The organism is Rhodococcus sp. ACS1 (assembly GCF_002300155.1).
GTDB lineage: Bacteria > Actinomycetota > Actinomycetes > Mycobacteriales > Mycobacteriaceae > Rhodococcus_F > Rhodococcus_F koreensis.
This window is the reverse complement of sequence record NZ_NSDZ01000001.1, coordinates 777,572-793,412: the sequence shown is the minus strand read 5'-3', so window position 1 is coordinate 793,412 and position 15,841 is coordinate 777,572. Positions and strand designations below refer to the sequence as shown.

Here is a 15,841-nt window from a genome sequence, read left to right as displayed (position 1 = left end):
CATGTCCGCCACGCATTTCACCGAGAAGGACACCCGCGAGCCGGTCGCCTCGCCGGACCTGCCGACGGAGGCGAATCGGGACCGCCGGCTCTCGGCGGCCCTGTGGTGTGCGGGCCTGGCGACCTTCGCGTTGATGTATGCGCCGCAAGGGCTCCTGACCCAAATCGGGCACGACGCCGCCGTCAGTGCCGCACAGGCGTCGCTCCTGGTCTCGGCGGCCACCCTCGGGCTGGCGTTGTCGGTGCTGCCGTGGGCCCGGTTCTCGGATCGAGTCGGACGTCCCACCGCGATGCGGTATGCGGCGGCAATCGCCGGGCTGCTCGCCGTGGCCGTCCCCTGGCTACCCACGTTCGAGGCCCTGGTGGCGGGACGATTCGTCCAGGGTGTGGCACTCGGAGGACTACCCGCACTGGCGATGACGCTGCTGCACGAGGTCGCGGTCCCGGCGCGGACGGCCGTGCTGGCCGGTTCCTACGTTGCCGCAACATCTTTGGGTGGTCTGGGTGGCCGGCTTCTGGTCGTCCCGGTGGCGGATCACCTCGGGTGGCGTCCCGCGCTCGCGATTCTCGGAGTGGGCCTGGCCATTCTGATGGCCGTCCTGATCGTGCTGTTACCAGCCGGGCAGGGGCAGCGCTCCACCGTCCCGTCCAGTGGCAGTCTCGCCGTTCACCTGCGGGATGTCCGGCTGCTGGCACTGTTCGGCATCGGTGCGCTGCTCGTCGGCGGCATGGTGGCGGTCTTCAACTACCTTCCGTTCCGCCTCGAGGCGGCCCCCTACCATCTGGCGCCGACGGTGGTGTCGCTCATCTTTCTCGCATATCTGGCGGGCACTGCGGGCTCCCGCGCCGCGGGCTGGCTGGTCGGCAGGCTCGGCCACCGAACCGTGCTCGTGCTGGCCTGCACGTTCATGGCAGGTGGGACGGTGCTCAGCCTCGACGGGTCGCTGATTCTGATCCTCCTCGGTCTGGCCGCGGTGACCGCCGGACTGTTCGTCGGCCACGCCGTCGCGTCCGGCATGGTCGGCGCGCACGCGACAACGGGCCGTGCACAGGCGACGGCACTGTACAACGTCTCCTACTACGCCGGATCCAGCCTGTTCGGCTGGGTCGGAGGTATCGCCTGGGCGAGCGGACACTGGGCCGGCGTGGCCGTGCTGGTCCTCGTCTTGACGATGCTGGCCCTCGTACTCGCCGTTCTCCCGAAGACGAACCCGCCGCGGTGAATCTCTCCGGTGGGCCGGGGCTACTGTCCGTGGGCAGACCTGTTGTAATGGGGGACAAGAGACAAGGGGGAGGGCGCTTGATGACTGACGTATTCCTACTCGGTGCCGTGCTGTCCGGCGGCATCGGTTTCTTGGGTTTGGCGGTCGCACTGTTCGGGGGAGCGGAACCGAACCCTCTGTGCGCGAGTACGTTCGACGGCCGTACCGAAGTCTGTGACGATTTCCGGTCCTGACCGGAAACGTGAACGTCGGTCGGCCAACCGATTCTCGTACGTCGATCGGCAGGTGGATAGCGCGTCTGTTCGGAGAATTCGACCTATAGGCGGTCCAGTCGCGATCTTTGCGACTGGACCGATGATTTTCTGCGGATCCGGGAGTCCTACTCGTCAGACGATGTGGCCGACCGAAGGAGAGAAACGTGGAAGATGTCTGGTCGATGGTGCACGCGGAGCGTGCCGCGCTGATCGACGACCTCGGGAACCTCGACGACGAGCGGTGGGACGAGCCGTCGCTCTGCGGGGAGTGGACCGTCCACGACGTGGTCGCTCACCTGGTCGACACCGCTTGGACGACGCGCCTCGGTTTCGTGATCGGGCTCGCCCGGGCGCGGTTCGACTTCGACCGCCAGAACGCTCACGGCGTGGAACGCGAACGTGGGGCCTCTCCGCAGGAGACGCTGGAGCGGCTTCGCCGGGTGGCGTCGCGCACGTCGACGCCCCCGGCGCCCCTCGACAGCCGGCTCGTCGAGGAGGTCGTCCACGGTGAGGACATCCGTCGACCGCTGGGCCTCACCCGCTCCTACCCGGCGGACGCCGTCGTCAGATCGCTGCGCCTGCAGACGCGCACCGCGGCGTCGTTCGGCGGCGCCAAGGAACTGGTTGCCCGTGTTCGGCTGACGGCCGCGGACGCCGACGTATCGATCGGCGACGGTCCGGAGGTGAGCGGCACCGCCCTGTCCCTTCTTCTGGCCGTCTCCGGCAGGAGGGTGGCGCTGGACGACCTCGACGGACCGGGAGTCGGCACGCTGGCGATGGCGATCTGAGATCGTCCTGCAGGGGTGCGGCGTCAGCGGCCCTGGTACGTCGTCATTCGAAGGTCACCTCGGTTCCCCTCATGGTCGGCGCGCCGACGTGTGTCGTCCAGCTCGGCACGTCCTCCGGTGCCATGCCCCCGGCCTGGCCGTAGACGACGTCGAGGGTGTCCTGTTCCATCTTCGAGCCCGCGTAGCTCGCGGGCGTGACCTGGGCTCCGTACCCGGGGACCTGGTCGGGGACGCCGGCGGGCGCGGGGAAGTACCCGATGGTCGACGGTCCGGGGTTCCGCGACGGGACCTGGTAGGAGCCGTCGTTGAACGATCCGCCGGGGTATTGCGGGAAGTGCGCACCCGGTGCGGTGACGTTGTCGTAGCAAGCCGGTCCGCGGTTGTCGAGCAGGCGCGGCTCGTCCTGGTTGGGCACGTAGCGGCCCTTCGGGTTGACGAACTGCACAGTGCCTCGGCCGCCGGGATACGGATCGTCGAGCGCGAGCAACTCGAGGGCGATCGGCGCCGCCCTCACGAAGGCCGCCAGGGTGCAGCCGAAGCTCGGTGAGTAGCGGCCGAGGAGTTGCAGCGCTTCCCGCGAATCGGCGGCGATCGTCACGATGCTCCGGGCGTTCGCTTGCACGAGGTCCGCGGTGGACGCACTCGTTCCGGTGAGCGACACGAGCAGGGTGGAGATCTCACCTTGCTTCTCCACCAGAGTGTTTCCGGTGGTCCGCAGATTGTCGAGGGCGTTGACCAGATCGGGCGCCGCCTCGGAATACGTCTGCGAGAAGTCCGCCAGCCCGCGCAGATCCTCCTCGATGGCGGGAAGTTCGGTGTTCAGCCCACCGAAGATCTCCTCGAGCCGGTCGAGCGTCAGGCCGAGTTCGGCGCCGCGGCCGCTGAGTCCCTGGGACAGCGCGCCGAGCGTGTTCGCCAGGTCCTGCGGCGGAATCGCTTGCAGGAGCGGCAGCAGGCCGTCCAGAACTTCGCCGACCTCGACGGCGTTGCCGCTCTTGTCCTGACGCAGCGTGTCACCGGCCTGGATCGGCGGAGCCGTGTCGCCCTCCGGAACGATCAGCGACACATAGCGTTCACCGAACAGTGTCTTGGGCAGCAGCCGCGCCGTCGCGTTGGACGGGATCAGCGGTGCCTTGTCCGGCTGGATCGCGAGAGCGAGCGTGACCTCGCCCTCCTCAGAGGTCGCCGAGCGCACCTCGCCGACGATGAGGCCACGGACCTTCACGTCCGCGTCGGGTGCCAATGCGCTTCCGGTGCTGTCGGTGACGAGGTCGATCTCGACGACCGTGGTGAACGTCTTGTCGAACAGTGCGAAGGAGGCTGCCAGGAACAGCGCGAGGACGAGGAAGAACGCCAGCCCCAGTACCCGTCGGCCCACGACAGACGCCGTGTCGTTCATTCGACCACCCTCATGATCGCGGTCGGTGGTAGCCGCCGAGACCGCGTCGGCATGCGCCAACCTCCCGGTCCATCCTGCCTCGCGCTGGGTGGGGTTGGTGCCGCATCGGCGCAGGTGCCGACAAATTCTCGGCCAGGCTCCGCCACGACTGTGCGGTCACCGCCGTTTTGCCGCCCGTGCGCTCGCATCGGAGCGATACCCTTGAGCGGGGAGATTCGGCGGAAGGACACAATGTGGGGCAACAACGACCCGTCGCGGCACCGCGCGTAGCCGCCGTGTGATCGCCCGGGGCTGCACTCCGAGTTACCGATGTACGAGCCGACCGACCTGGTCGAATCCGCAGAACGAACCCGCACAGCGCTTGCCACCGTCGTGGCACGGTTTTCGGACGCGTGGGGGTCCGGGTTCCCGCCTGACCTGTCCGGATTCCTACCCCGCGAATCGGCAGAACGACGTTCGACACTGATCGAACTGATCAAGATCGACCTCGAATACCGCTGGCTTCGCTACGACTTTCCCAAACGACTGACCGAGTACCGAGCGGAGTTCCCGGAACTGCAGGACGGACCGTTTCCAGCCGAGTTGGTCTATGAGGAATTTCACGCCCGGCGCCGCAGTACGCCCGAAGCCGATGCGGAGACGATGGCCGTCGAGGCTGCCACCTTGGCGGGCGGCCGCGGGGCCGAGGAGTTCACGGATGACTACTGCAGCACGATGATCGCGCGACCGCGGGCACAGGTTGTTCTCGGCAACATCGACGTCGGCGACCGCGTCGACGACTTCGACCTGCTGATGAGGATCGGGTCCGGCGCCTTCGCCCAGGTGTATCTTGCGCGGCAGCAATCGATGCAGCGGCTCGTCGCGGTCAAGATTTCCCACAACCATGGCATCGAGCCGCAGACCCTCGCGCAGTTGGATCACGACTACATCGTGCGCATCTACGACCAGCGACTGATCGCCGACGGCGAGCTGAAGTTGCTCTACATGCAGTATCTACCGGGGGGAACGCTGCTCGACGTGGTGCATCTACTGCGCTCGACACCCGCGGAACACCGGAGTGGGCAATTGCTGCTCGATGCCGTGGACGGCGTCCTTGCCGCCAAGGGTGAGGTGCGGCCCACCGAATCCGCTGTTCGAACACGGATCGCCTCCTTGACGTGGCCGGAGACCGTCGCCTGGCTGGGCTGCCGCCTCGCGGACGCGCTTCAGCACGCGTCCGAGCGAGGGGTGCTGCATCGGGACATCAAACCGGCGAACGTGTTGCTGAGTGCCGAGGGGATTCCGAAGCTGGCCGACTTCAACGTCAGCTCCAGCCAACGCATCAAGGGCACCAGCCCGCTGGCGTACTTCGGCGGCTCGCTGGCCTACATGTCGCCCGAACAGCTCGAAGCCTGCCACCCGGGCTCACCGACCACCGCCGCCGACCTCGACACCCGAAGCGACATGTTCGCGCTCGCTGTCATGCTGTGGGAGTTGCTCACCGGACGCCGACCGTTCGCGGACGAAACGACGGCCGGTGAGTCGGAGACGTCGCTGGCTCGCATGCTCGAACTGCGGCGCAGGCCCGTGGACGCGCAGTTTCTGTCGGAGCTTCCGCCGGATTGCCCCATGGCCCTGCGCCGGGTCCTCCTGAAATGCCTGTCGCCCGACCGCGACGACCGTTACCCGAGCGGTTCGGAATTGGCCCAGCAGTTCGACTTGTGCCTCGAGAAGAGGTCCCGGGACCTGGTCTATCCGCCTCCGAACAGTTGGCGCGCACGACTGTCGCGATGGCCCACCCCCATCCTGTGGTCGTCCTCGCTGGTCGGCATCGGCCTGGCGACGATCTACCTGGCGGTGCATCTGCAGGAATTGCTCAACGAGCGGCTGTCCGATGCCACGTACTCGAAGCTCTACACGAGCACCGTCGTCTTCAACCTCATCGCCTGGCCGCTGGCCGTCCTCATCTATGCCTACATGTCCCGCGATCTGCTCGCGGTTCCCCGCGGCCTGCGTAGGGGCAGACGGTACGGCGAGGCCGTCCTCGCACGGGTGCGGTCGCGAACTCTGTTCTGGGGCGATCTGTGTGCGCTGAACACTTTCGTGTTCGCCGTCTGCGCATCCGTGGCGGGGGTGATGTTTCTTCGCTGGTTCACCGAGCTTCCGTCGCGGCTGCTGGTTCATGCGGCGACGACTGTCCTGGTGGCAGGCACCATCTCCGTTGCGTACACATTCTTTCTGTCGACGTTCTATGTCGTCCGCTGCGTCTATCCCATCTATCTGCGACACGGCCTCACGACGGCACACGACGCCGACGTTCTCGACGGGCTGCGTCGAAGAACGACGGTCTATCTGGCGGTGACGGCGTCGGTGCCGCTCGTCGGTGTATTGGCCGGATTCAGCACCCTCGAACCCGCGGAGCTGCCACTGGTGCGCGATTCGGTCCTGGGGTTGTGCGCGGCCTCCGGGCTCGTGTTCGTCGCCGTGTACTGGTTGTACAGGAAGCTTGATGCAGACGTGCGCGCACTCGAGCGGGTGGTCTGACGCAACGGAGAATCTCTGATGCGGGCCACTTTCGACGGGTGCGATCCGGTCCGCATGGGCGCAGACTGGAGCCAGGAGGTCATCATGCGTCTGTTAAAGGGCCTGCTCGATGTGGTGCTGGGAATCGTCACGGCCGTGGTCGGCACGGTGCTGGGGATCGTCGCGGCCGTCGTGTGGCTCGTCGGCGGGATACTGTGCGTGACGATCCTCCTGATTCCTCTTGGCCTGCCCGTCATGAGGCTCGCCCGCCGCCTGTTCACCCTCGCCGGAAAGCTGATGCATCTTCCCTGACAGCGTCTCCCTGGCCGGCATGGGCTGGTGGTCGCCGCTGCGCAGGGCGAAGAAGATGAACGGGGCTTCACGGCTGAGCTGCTCGAAGAGTTCGGGGGAGCGATCGCGCACAGCGGTACCGGGGCGCGGCTCCGAGACGCGTTCGACGGTGAATCCTGCCGCGGTGAAGGCGTCGAACATTACGTGCAACGGCCGGTGCCAGAACCTCATGAGGAAGGTTTCGCCGGACTTCACCCATTCCTCGGTGAACTCGAACGTTTCGAGGTAGTCGCCCTGCCCGGACGGCCTGAAGTCCACGAACGGGTGATGCGTCGAGATGACGACGCGCCCGCCCGGCGCGAGAACCCGTCGAAACTCGGTCAACGGTCCCGACCAGTCGTGGAGGTAGTGCATCACCAGCGACGCAACGACGACGTCGAAGGTCGATGACCGGATGGGCAACTGCTGCCCGAGATCTGCCCGGATCAACGGGACGTCGGGTCCCAGGCGGTTTCGGGCGATCGCGAGCAGGTTCGTGCTGACATCGACGCCGGTGACCGCAGCGCCCGCGGAGACGAGCGCCTGCGACAGCACACCGCTGCCGCAGCCCGCATCCAGCACCCTCCGCCCAGCGACGTCGCCGACCAGCGCCAGCGTCGTGGGTCGCTCGTACAACGCGTTGTACACGTTGTCCTCGATGTCGGCGTCGTACGCCGACGCGTACTTGTCGTAGTCGTTGAATGTGGCCACGATCCGATCATGTCGCATCGGAGTCACCGCCGGGTCGTGGCGCGGCGTAGCCGAACTCGTCACTGGTGGCAGGACTGCCGCGTCGGTCGTGTCGGTCGAATTGTTCAGGAGCGGCGGGTGCGTGGTGCGCGGTACTGCTCGTCGGTGACTTCCTCGAGCCAGGTCGTCTCCGGCGCGCCGGATCCGTCGCCTTCCCAGATCGCGAGGTGTTCCATGAACCGGTCGTCGGCGGCGCCGTGCCAGTGCTCCTCACCGGCAGGGCAGGTCACGGTCTCGCCCGGGTGGGCTGCGAAGACGACACCGTCGCGGGTGCCGACCAGTGCGACACCGGAGACGACGTGCAGGGTTTGCCCGAGGACATGGTGATGCCAGAACGTGCGGGCGCCGGGGGAGAAGCGGACCATGTTCGTCCGCGCCCGCGAGGGTTCCTTGCCTGCGTAGATGACGTCGTACCAGACGTCGCCGGTGAATTGTCGGGCCGGTCCCTTGCCCGTGGCGACGGGGACGCTGAACTCCATGAGGTACTCCTCGGTTGTGGATATCGAAGCCGAGCTCGCGGGAGGCCTCGGCGTGCGCGGTGATCTGACGGGATGCACCCGGCAGGTTCTCGTTCCAACCAGTAAAGGTGGGCGAGCGCGCTCGCGGGAGTGCCTGCTTTTCCAGGTAACCGCAGTACCCCCCCTCGGTCCTGAGGTCCTGAGGCCCTGCGGCTCGCCCGCCGTGGCCACCGCAATACAGCTATGGCGGCAGGCAACGCTCGCACCGGGTGAATTAGTGTTCACCCCGTGGTGCACCATGGAGGAGAATGCTCGACTCGACGATGTTGGTGAGGAACCCCATGGATCCCGTAGTCCCACAATCCGAATTCGCCGGTGATGGCGTCACGCTTGTCGCCGACCGGTGGGACCCGCCGACACCGGGTGACGGATCAGGCGCCGACAGAAAGGGCTTGGTCCTGTTGCTGCACGGCGGCGGGCAGACGCGGCATTCCTGGCGAAACACCGGTCGCAGCCTCGCGGCGGACGGCTGGTCCGCAATTGCGCTGGATGCGCGTGGGCATGGAGACAGTCAGTGGGCGCCGGACGGGGACTACGGCATCGATGCGTTGGTCGCCGACTTGACCTCGGTCATCAATGAGCTGGGGGAGAAGCCAGTTCTCGTCGGTGCCTCGATGGGCGGTATGACGTCGTTGATCGGGCAGGGTGAGAATCCCGATCTCGCTCGCGGCCTGGTCTTGGTCGATATCGCACCGAAGGTCGAAACGAGCGGTACCGCGGAGATCATGGCCTTCATGCGCAGTGGCCTCGAGGGTTTCGCGAGCCTCGACGAGGCTGCGGCGGCGATCGCGGCGTATACCCCGAACCGTGTCCGCAAGCCCAACCCGCAGGGTCTGCGTAAGAACCTTCGGCTGCGTGATGGCCGTTGGTACTGGCATTGGGATCCGGAGTTCCTGCGCGTCGGCGACGAACCCACTCGTCAGTCCGACTCGATCGTGCGATACGAACGCGCTCGGGACGCCGCGGCCGCGATCACCGTTCCCACGATGCTCGTTCGTGGCAAGCAATCGAATGTGGTCAGTGAGGAGGGCGCGAAAGAGTTGCTCGAGCTGATCCCGACCGCGAAACTGATCGACGTCACCGGTGCGGGTCACATGGTCGCCGGCGACGACAACGATGTCTTCAGTGGCGGGCTGAAGGAATTTCTCGACGAAGACGTTGTCGCGGCCCGTCGCTGAAGACGTCGAGCCCCTCGAACGTAACCGGCCATGACCTCAGGGGCCGTCTTGCGCCGGTCACGCCGCACCATTCGGCGATGAACAGGGCCATCGTCTTGGTGACCTTCTTCTTCAACGAATCCAGGTTCGTTACTCCGGATGTCGGGCGGGTTCCCGCACACCGCGAGAACCCGCCGATACCCACACCGACCAGAGGCGTCGAAAGTCGGGATCGATGGTTCAGCTGACGCGGATGAGTTTCTTGTTCACGAATTCGTCGATCCCGTATTTGCCGAGTTCACGACCGAAACCGGAGCGTTTGACGCCGCCGAACGGCAGCTCGACTCCCTCGGCGCCAACGGCATTGACGAACACCATGCCCGCGTCCAGCGAGTCGGCGACGCGGGACGCCTGATCGGGGTCGGTGGTGAAGACATACGAGCCGAGACCGAACGGGGTGTCGTTGGCCAGTTCGACGGCCTCGGCCTCGGAGCCAGCCTTGTACACGGTTGCAACCGGCCCGAACAGTTCCTCCCGGTAGGTTCGCGAATCCGGTGACACGTTCGTCAGCACGGCGGGTGGGAAGAAGGCTCCCTGCCGTTCACCCTCGGACACAATGGTGGCTCCCTCGGCGATCGCTTGCTGCACCTGCTCGGCCAGTCGGTCGGCGGCGGCCACCGACGACAGTGGCGCGAGCCCATCGGCAGTGGCGAGAACCTCAGAAGTGAATCTGCCGACGAAGTCGTCGTACAGGTCCTCGGCGATGATGAATCGCTTCGCTGCGTTGCAGGCCTGCCCGGTGTTTTCGAAGCGACCTTCCACCGCTGCCTTCACGGTGGCGTCGAGGTCATCGGAACTGAGCACGATGAACGGATCGGAACCGCCGAGCTCCAGCACCACCTTCTTGAGGTTGCGTCCCGCGATCTCGGCGACCGCCGCACCCGCACGCTCGGACCCGGTCAGCGACACGCCCTGGACCCGCGGGTCGGCGATCGCGTCGGCGATCTGCTCGTTGGTGGCGTAGACGTTGACGTAGGCGCCCTCCGGGTATCCGGCGTCGCTGAAGATCTGGTGCAGCGCCGCCGCCGATTCCGGACACTGCGGTGCGTGTTTGAGCACGATCGTGTTGCCCAGTGCCAGATTCGGACCCGCGAACCGGGCCACCTGGTAGTAGGGGTAGTTCCACGGCATGATGCCGATCAGCACACCGATCGAGCGTCGACGGATCAGCGCGGTACCCGAGCCCTCGACCAGGTCGATGGGCTCGTCGGCGAGGAACTTCTCGGCGTTGTCGGCGTAGTACTGGTAGATCGCGGCGCTGAAGTCCACCTCCCCCAGCGACTGCTCGAGTGGCTTGCCCATCTCCCGCTGGATGATCTTGGCCAGTTCGTCGCGGCGTTCGGTGTGTAACTCGGCGACTCTCGTGAGCAGTCCGGCGCGCTCGAGAATCGTCGAGCGCCGCGACCACTCACGGTGTGCCTTCTCCGCAGCGGACAGCGCCGCCTGCATCTCCTCGTCGGTGGCGGTCGGGTATTCGCGCACCGTCTTCCCGGTGGCCGGGTCCACTACTGCGTACAGGCTCATGTCGCGTCTCCTCGGAAGGGTCGGGTACCCCAGTATTGCGCGTGATGGGGTGCTGCGGTTGGTAGTCACGGCCAATACCCGATCACGGCCCTGTCGAATGCCTGAACCTCCCGACGAGATCCGGAGCCTGCAGGCACGGGAGGCATCCGACTGACCGGGCCGCTTGCCCTCGACATCACCGGGACTATCCGGTTGTGAGCTCGTGCATGCGGCCGTGGGCGACGGAGACGGCAGCGGCCGAGCCGACCAGATCGCTGCCGTCGCGACTGACCAATGCCACCACGTCTCCAGGCCTGACATCCTGTGCCAGAACCACTCCGGAACAGCCCGGTGCCCCGATCATGCTGCCGCACCGCATGATCGAGAACTCTTCCGCCGGTCCGGAAGGGTGGCGATTCGCGACGGCCGCCGCGACCAGCGCACCGGTCGTCACGGCTACGACCGAGCCGGCGCCACTGTCCAGGACGACAACCGGGCCGCCGGGCGTGCGCTCGACGTGGTGCACCCGGCACACATTCACCGCAGCTCGCGCAGTGACCGATCGTCCGGCATCCACCGAAAGACGTGGCCGCGGAAAGCGGTTCCGGATACACGCGTCCTCGACGGCATCGGCGATGGCATCGGCGAGATCGGATGAGCCGACGATGTCGGTGGCGCCGCCCGCGATACCGAGGTGCAATTCGGTACACAGAACGCGGTGCTCTCGATACCATCACACATCACCGCCACCGCGGTCAGGACCTGCTCGCGGATGTCGCCGACAGTCGGCACGCAGTCGCAGCGTATGCCGACGAGATCGAGACCGGGCGCGGCGACCACCCGCCGGATGGTCGCCCCCGCACAGCAGGTGTCCCGGACACCGACGATCGTCTTCTGCCGCCCCGACTCGGGCCCGGGCGCGGCGACCGTGTCGATCCGCACCCCGGCGCCGACGACGATGCGACCGACTCCTCCCGGCCAAGGCGGCACTTCCGAGTGGGAGCGCGAATCGGCGGCATCGACCACAAGCACGATACTGTCCGGGTCGAGCCCACCCTGCCGCGCGAGCGCCACGTCGCGGCGAGAGTGCACCACCACCGTCAGGCGTCGCTCCGCGACCGACCGTGCCACGCCGCAGGGCAACAGAGGTGCCGTGCGGTAGAGCATCTCGGCATCGCGCAGCCCGTGCACGAACGTCTTACCACCGCCGCCCACACCCTCTTCGTCGAGCACATACGTCGGCACGCCGAACCGGTCCGCGATCTCGTCCAGGCCAACCCCGCCGACCGTGATGCGCCCATGGTGACAGTGCGTCGTCACCGGCCACACCAGTGGATCCAGTCGCGGGGTGGTCGTTCCACGAAGCGAAGGAAGGATGTCGAGAAGCGTCACTGTGGACTCCTACGCACGGTGGGCGAACGCGGTCGTTCGCCCTACCGGAACCAGTGTCAGACCTTCCCGATCGACCGGGGGTCTCGTTGACGCGATGCTGACGGCCCGGTGAGAACCACTAACGCTGCCCTGACATCGGGACGCCGGGGCTGTGCACACGCCGTGAACCGTTTGTCGGGCCCCGCGACGCTGTTACTGCCACAAACGGGCCGAGACGGAGGACCATGGGGTGCGGACCGAACCGAGGAGCCCGCCGTGCCCACAGAGTCCGAAGCTCCGCCGCCGATTCGCGCAGTGGGCGGCCGCGACACCGTTCGAGCGGCCGTTGTCGTCGGCGCACTCGGCGTCGTCTTCGGAGACATCGGCACCAGCCCGATCTACACCATCCAGACCGTGTTCAACCCGGACGACCCGCATCCCGTGCCGATCAGCACGAACAACGTCTACGGCGTCGTGTCGCTGATCTTCTGGTCGGTGATGATCGTCGTCACGCTGACCTACGTCACGCTGGTGATGCGCGCCGACAACGATGGCGAGGGCGGAGTCATGGCGCTGATCACGCTGCTGCTGCGCTGGGGTGGAACGCAGAGGCGCCGGGTTGCCGCGCTGCTGGCCGGCCTCGGGATCTTCGGTGCCGCTCTGTTCTTCGGCGACAGCATGATCACCCCCGCGATCTCGGTGCTGTCCGCGGTGGAAGGGGTCAAGGTCGTCGAGCCGAAATTGGAAGAGTTGATCGTGCCGATCACTGCGGTCATCATCGTGCTGCTCTTCTCGGTCCAGCGCCGAGGCACGGCCACGGTCGGCCGGTACTTCGGGCCGGTGATGATCCTCTGGTTCGCCTCCATCGGCGCCTGCGGCGTGGGAGGGATCGCCCAGCACCCGGAAATCCTCAAAGCGTTGTCACCGACCTATGCGTTGAGCTTCATGATCGGCCATTTCGAGATCGCCTTCTTCGCGTTGGCCGCGGTGGTGCTGGCGGTCACCGGCGCGGAGGCGCTGTACGCGGACATGGGTCACTTCGGACGACGGGCGATTACCCGCGGCTGGTTGCTGCTCGTGCTGCCGGCGTGCGTCCTGAGCTACTTCGGGCAAGGTGCGCTGGTTCTCGGCGACGAGACCGCGGTGCACAGCCCCTTTTTCCTGCTCCCTCCCGAATGGGCGCGGGTGCCGATGGTGCTGCTGGCTACCGCGGCCACGGTGATCGCCTCCCAGGCGGTGATCACCGGCGCCTACTCGGTCGCCGCGCAGGCCGCCCAGCTCGGCTATCTGCCGAGATTACGCGTGGCGCACACCTCGGAGGCGACGATCGGCCAGATCTATGTTCCGTGGATCAACTGGGTGCTGATGGTGTCGGTGCTGACGCTGGTATTCGCCTTCCGCAGCTCGGCAGCGCTGGCGTACGCGTTCGGCATGGCGGTGACCGGGACCATCACGATCACCACGCTGCTGTTCTTCTACATCGCGCGCACCAGGTGGCGTACTCCGCTGTGGCTGGTCGTGCCCGGTGCTGGGCTGTTGCTGCTGGTCGATGTGCTGTTCCTGGCGGCCAATCTGACCAAACTGGTGCACGGGGCGTGGCTTCCGCTGCTGATCGGCATCACGGCGTTCACCGTGATGACCACGTGGCAGCGTGGTCGGGTGATCGTCACCCGTGCGAGGGAGCACGCGGAGGGGCCGCTGCGCCAGTTCATCGACGAGTTGCACGACCACCGGCCGCCGTTGCAGCGGGTCCCCGGCACTGCGGTGTTCCTCAACCGCGGCAAACAGACTGCGCCATTGGCGATGCGAGCGAATGTCGAACACAATCACGTGCTGCACCAACACGTGGTGATCATGTCGATCGGCACGCTGCCGGTGCCCCGCGTACCGGAGACCGAGCGGACGGAGGTCGACACTCTCGGTTATGCCGAGGACGGGATCCTCCACATGACCGCGAACTTCGGGTACATGGAAACCCCCAACGTCCCGGCCGCATTGCGCCTGCTCGACCCCACGCAAACCGAGGGGCCGATCGCGATCGAGGACGCGTCCTACTTCCTGTCGAAGATCGAACTGAAGAAAGGTTCGGCACCGACGATGGCGCCGTGGCGCAAGCATCTGTTCATCGCGACGTCGTACATCACAGCCGACGCCGCCGAGTACTTCGGTCTCCCGGGTGACCGGACCGTGACGGTAGGTTCCCGGATCGAGGTATGACGGCGCGGCAGCGTCGCGCGGGGCTTCGTCGTCGCGATCCGATCGTGCGTGCGGGGCAGGTGTCGTCGGCCGCGCGACCCTGGTCGGTTGCCAGTCAGTGAATAACCGGTTCCGTCAACGCTGTCGCCGGTTGAGGGCGCATACACTGGGGCAATGACACTCCCGTCAGCGCCTGTCGCCCCGTTCGGGCGCGTACTCACCGCGATGGCTACAGCATTCACCGTCGATGGCGAGATCGATGAGGAGGCGACTGCTCGGATCGCCCGACACTTGGTCGACCACGGACACGATGGACTCGTCGTCTCCGGGACAACCGGTGAGGCCGCCACGACTACCACTGTCGAAGATGGTCGGATACTGCGAGCGGTCAAGGACGCGGTAGGCGACCGCGCCAAGATCATTGCCGGGGTGGGCACAAACGACACCCGCCACACGCTGGAATTGGCGCGCCAGGCTGTCAAGCAGGGTGCCGACGGGCTGCTGCTGGTAACGCCGTACTACAACAAGCCGAGTCAAGGCGGGATACTGCAACATTTTCGCTACGTAGTGGATGCCGTCGATGCCCCTGTCATGCTCTACGACATCCCGAGCCGGGCCGGCACCAAGCTGGCACCCTCGACATTCGAGGCGATGGCGGACTGGCCGTCCGTGGTCGCGGTGAAAGATGCAGCTGGAGACCCCACACAAGCGATCATGCTGCGCGAATTGGGCTACGCGGTGTACTCGGGAGACGACAGCCTCACCCTGGGTTTCCTCGCGTACGGGGCATGCGGGGTCGTCTCTGTTCTCGGTCACGTGGCGGGCGACGAGATCCGCGCCATGATCGAGGCCTTCTTCTCGGGGGACGTCGAAACCGCGCGGGCGATCAATGCCCGCCTGCAGCCGGCTCTGCGTGCGGTAATGGGTGTCCCCAATTACGGTGCGACGACGGTCAAAGGGGCGCTGCAGTTGCTCGCTGTCCTGCAGAACAGAACCGTGAGGTCCCCGCTACTTGCTCTCGACGACGGCGAGTATGAAGCGCTTCGGACGGGGCTGTTGGCTTCAGAGTTGCTGCGCTGACCAGGCCTGAGTGTGTACTCAGATCTGTCGACACGACCTTCCCGCCGCACGTGCTGCTTCTATGCGGCACTGCCGCCGACCACGGCGTGGGTTGATTCTGAGGTTGGAGACAGGGGTTATAGGCCCTCGACCGCCAGAATGTGGAACATGGTGTGTTGTCCGCCCGCCGCCGATCGTGCACCAGCACCCCGCCCGTGGCAACCGGCGTGGAAGAGTCAAAATGACTGTACGCGTGAGTAACAGCTGCATGCGCACTTCGCAGACCGGGTCGCCCGGAGACGTTTGCGTGCATATGCTCTGACGAGGTTCGCTGAACGAAGAGGTGCATGATGGGCGACACAGGCGACGACGGGCCGGGGCCCGACCCCGAATTGACGGTCGGCACTCGGGTACTTGTCCGCAGAAAGTCCGAGGCCGACGTCACCGGCGAGATCGTCGAGGACTACGCGGCCCTGACCGAGTCGGGCGGCACCGGGCACGAGTGGGCGCCGGCGCATCGGTGGGCGATCGCCCTCGACGACGGACGCCTGGTCTTCGCCGACACCGACGAGGTGACCGTCGATCCCAGCCCTCACCGGGATGGGACCCACCGGCGCCGAGAGCACTGAGGGGTAGTCGGCAGGCGGCGAAAAGCAGGGCGAGGGCGGATCGAAATCTGGAGCGTTCACCATGGTGAACACACGCTTCGGCGACGGAACCACGGCGACTGTT

At 66.3% G+C, this 15,841-nt stretch carries 14 protein-coding genes and 1 pseudogene; 9 read left to right on the top strand and 6 right to left on the bottom strand.

Translation table 11 applies throughout. From position 1 onward, the window contains the following. The first annotated feature begins 1 nt into the window (after position 1). The 3 genes from CJ179_RS03740 to CJ179_RS03735 all read left to right on the top strand — a co-directional run bounded on the left by CJ179_RS03740 (position 2) and on the right by CJ179_RS03735 (position 2,264). Complete coding sequence (locus tag CJ179_RS03740; RefSeq protein ID WP_257015289.1) at positions 2–1,222, top strand: MFS transporter; 1,221 nt, start codon at positions 2–4, stop codon at positions 1,220–1,222. Positions 1,223–1,302: 80 nt separating this feature from the next. Further along, complete coding sequence (locus tag CJ179_RS51275; RefSeq protein ID WP_179377523.1) at positions 1,303–1,455, top strand: hypothetical protein; 153 nt, start codon at positions 1,303–1,305, stop codon at positions 1,453–1,455. Positions 1,456–1,640: 185 nt separating this feature from the next. After that, on the top strand, positions 1,641–2,264 hold the full coding sequence (locus CJ179_RS03735) for a maleylpyruvate isomerase family mycothiol-dependent enzyme (RefSeq protein ID WP_095860717.1): 624 nt from the start codon (positions 1,641–1,643) through the stop codon (positions 2,262–2,264). Between the two features lie 43 nt (positions 2,265–2,307). Here CJ179_RS03735 and CJ179_RS03730 read toward each other — a convergent pair whose 3' ends face one another. Beyond that, a complete protein-coding gene (locus CJ179_RS03730) occupies positions 2,308–3,663 on the bottom strand; it encodes an MCE family protein (protein ID WP_095860716.1) in 1,356 nt (451 codons plus the stop codon). A gap of 309 nt (positions 3,664–3,972) precedes the next feature. On the opposite strand from CJ179_RS03730, the gene CJ179_RS03725 reads away from it, so the two are divergent. Together CJ179_RS03725 and CJ179_RS03720 are read left to right on the top strand one after the other, a co-directional pair. Beyond that, positions 3,973–6,186, top strand: coding sequence for a serine/threonine-protein kinase (locus CJ179_RS03725; protein ID WP_095860715.1), 2,214 nt, complete (start codon positions 3,973–3,975; stop codon positions 6,184–6,186). An 84-nt stretch (positions 6,187–6,270) separates the two neighbouring features. Beyond that, positions 6,271–6,477, top strand: coding sequence for a hypothetical protein (locus CJ179_RS03720; RefSeq protein WP_072938005.1), 207 nt, complete (start codon positions 6,271–6,273; stop codon positions 6,475–6,477). Between the two features lie 279 nt (positions 6,478–6,756). Here CJ179_RS03720 and CJ179_RS52580 read toward each other — a convergent pair. Further along, positions 6,757–7,224 (bottom strand): annotated as a pseudogene (locus tag CJ179_RS52580) (class I SAM-dependent methyltransferase); the annotation flags it as partial. An 86-nt stretch (positions 7,225–7,310) separates the two neighbouring features. After that, positions 7,311–7,724, bottom strand: a complete 414-nt coding sequence (locus tag CJ179_RS03710) for a cupin domain-containing protein (RefSeq protein WP_095860714.1) — start codon at positions 7,722–7,724, stop codon at positions 7,311–7,313. Positions 7,725–8,044: 320 nt separating this feature from the next. On the opposite strand from CJ179_RS03710, the gene CJ179_RS03705 reads away from it, so the two are divergent. After that, complete coding sequence (locus tag CJ179_RS03705) at positions 8,045–8,941, top strand: alpha/beta fold hydrolase (RefSeq protein ID WP_095861048.1); 897 nt, start codon at positions 8,045–8,047, stop codon at positions 8,939–8,941. Between the two features lie 219 nt (positions 8,942–9,160). Here CJ179_RS03705 and CJ179_RS03700 read toward each other — a convergent pair whose 3' ends face one another. The 3 genes from CJ179_RS03700 to CJ179_RS03695 all read right to left on the bottom strand — a co-directional run bounded on the left by CJ179_RS03700 (position 9,161) and on the right by CJ179_RS03695 (position 11,875). Then, on the bottom strand, positions 9,161–10,504 hold the full coding sequence (locus CJ179_RS03700) for an NAD-dependent succinate-semialdehyde dehydrogenase (RefSeq protein ID WP_095860713.1): 1,344 nt from the start codon (positions 10,502–10,504) through the stop codon (positions 9,161–9,163). 184 nt (positions 10,505–10,688) lie between these two features. Continuing rightward, positions 10,689–11,009: a hypothetical protein gene (locus CJ179_RS52575; protein WP_179377521.1), complete on the bottom strand. Its 321-nt coding sequence runs from the start codon at positions 11,007–11,009 to the stop codon at positions 10,689–10,691. An 11-nt stretch (positions 11,010–11,020) separates the two neighbouring features. Further along, on the bottom strand, positions 11,021–11,875 hold the full coding sequence (locus tag CJ179_RS03695; RefSeq protein ID WP_179377520.1) for a hypothetical protein: 855 nt from the start codon (positions 11,873–11,875) through the stop codon (positions 11,021–11,023). Positions 11,876–12,169: 294 nt separating this feature from the next. Between CJ179_RS03695 and CJ179_RS03690 the strand changes: the two genes are divergently transcribed. The 3 genes from CJ179_RS03690 (at position 12,170) to CJ179_RS03680 (ending at position 15,738) form a co-directional block, all read left to right on the top strand. After that, on the top strand, positions 12,170–14,071 hold the full coding sequence (locus CJ179_RS03690; protein ID WP_179377533.1) for a potassium transporter Kup: 1,902 nt from the start codon (positions 12,170–12,172) through the stop codon (positions 14,069–14,071). Between the two features lie 153 nt (positions 14,072–14,224). After that, a complete protein-coding gene (dapA, locus tag CJ179_RS03685; RefSeq protein ID WP_072937929.1) occupies positions 14,225–15,130 on the top strand; it encodes a 4-hydroxy-tetrahydrodipicolinate synthase in 906 nt (301 codons plus the stop codon). Between the two features lie 329 nt (positions 15,131–15,459). After that, positions 15,460–15,738: a hypothetical protein gene (locus tag CJ179_RS03680; RefSeq protein WP_072938009.1), complete on the top strand. Its 279-nt coding sequence runs from the start codon at positions 15,460–15,462 to the stop codon at positions 15,736–15,738. Positions 15,739–15,841 lie beyond the last annotated feature (103 nt).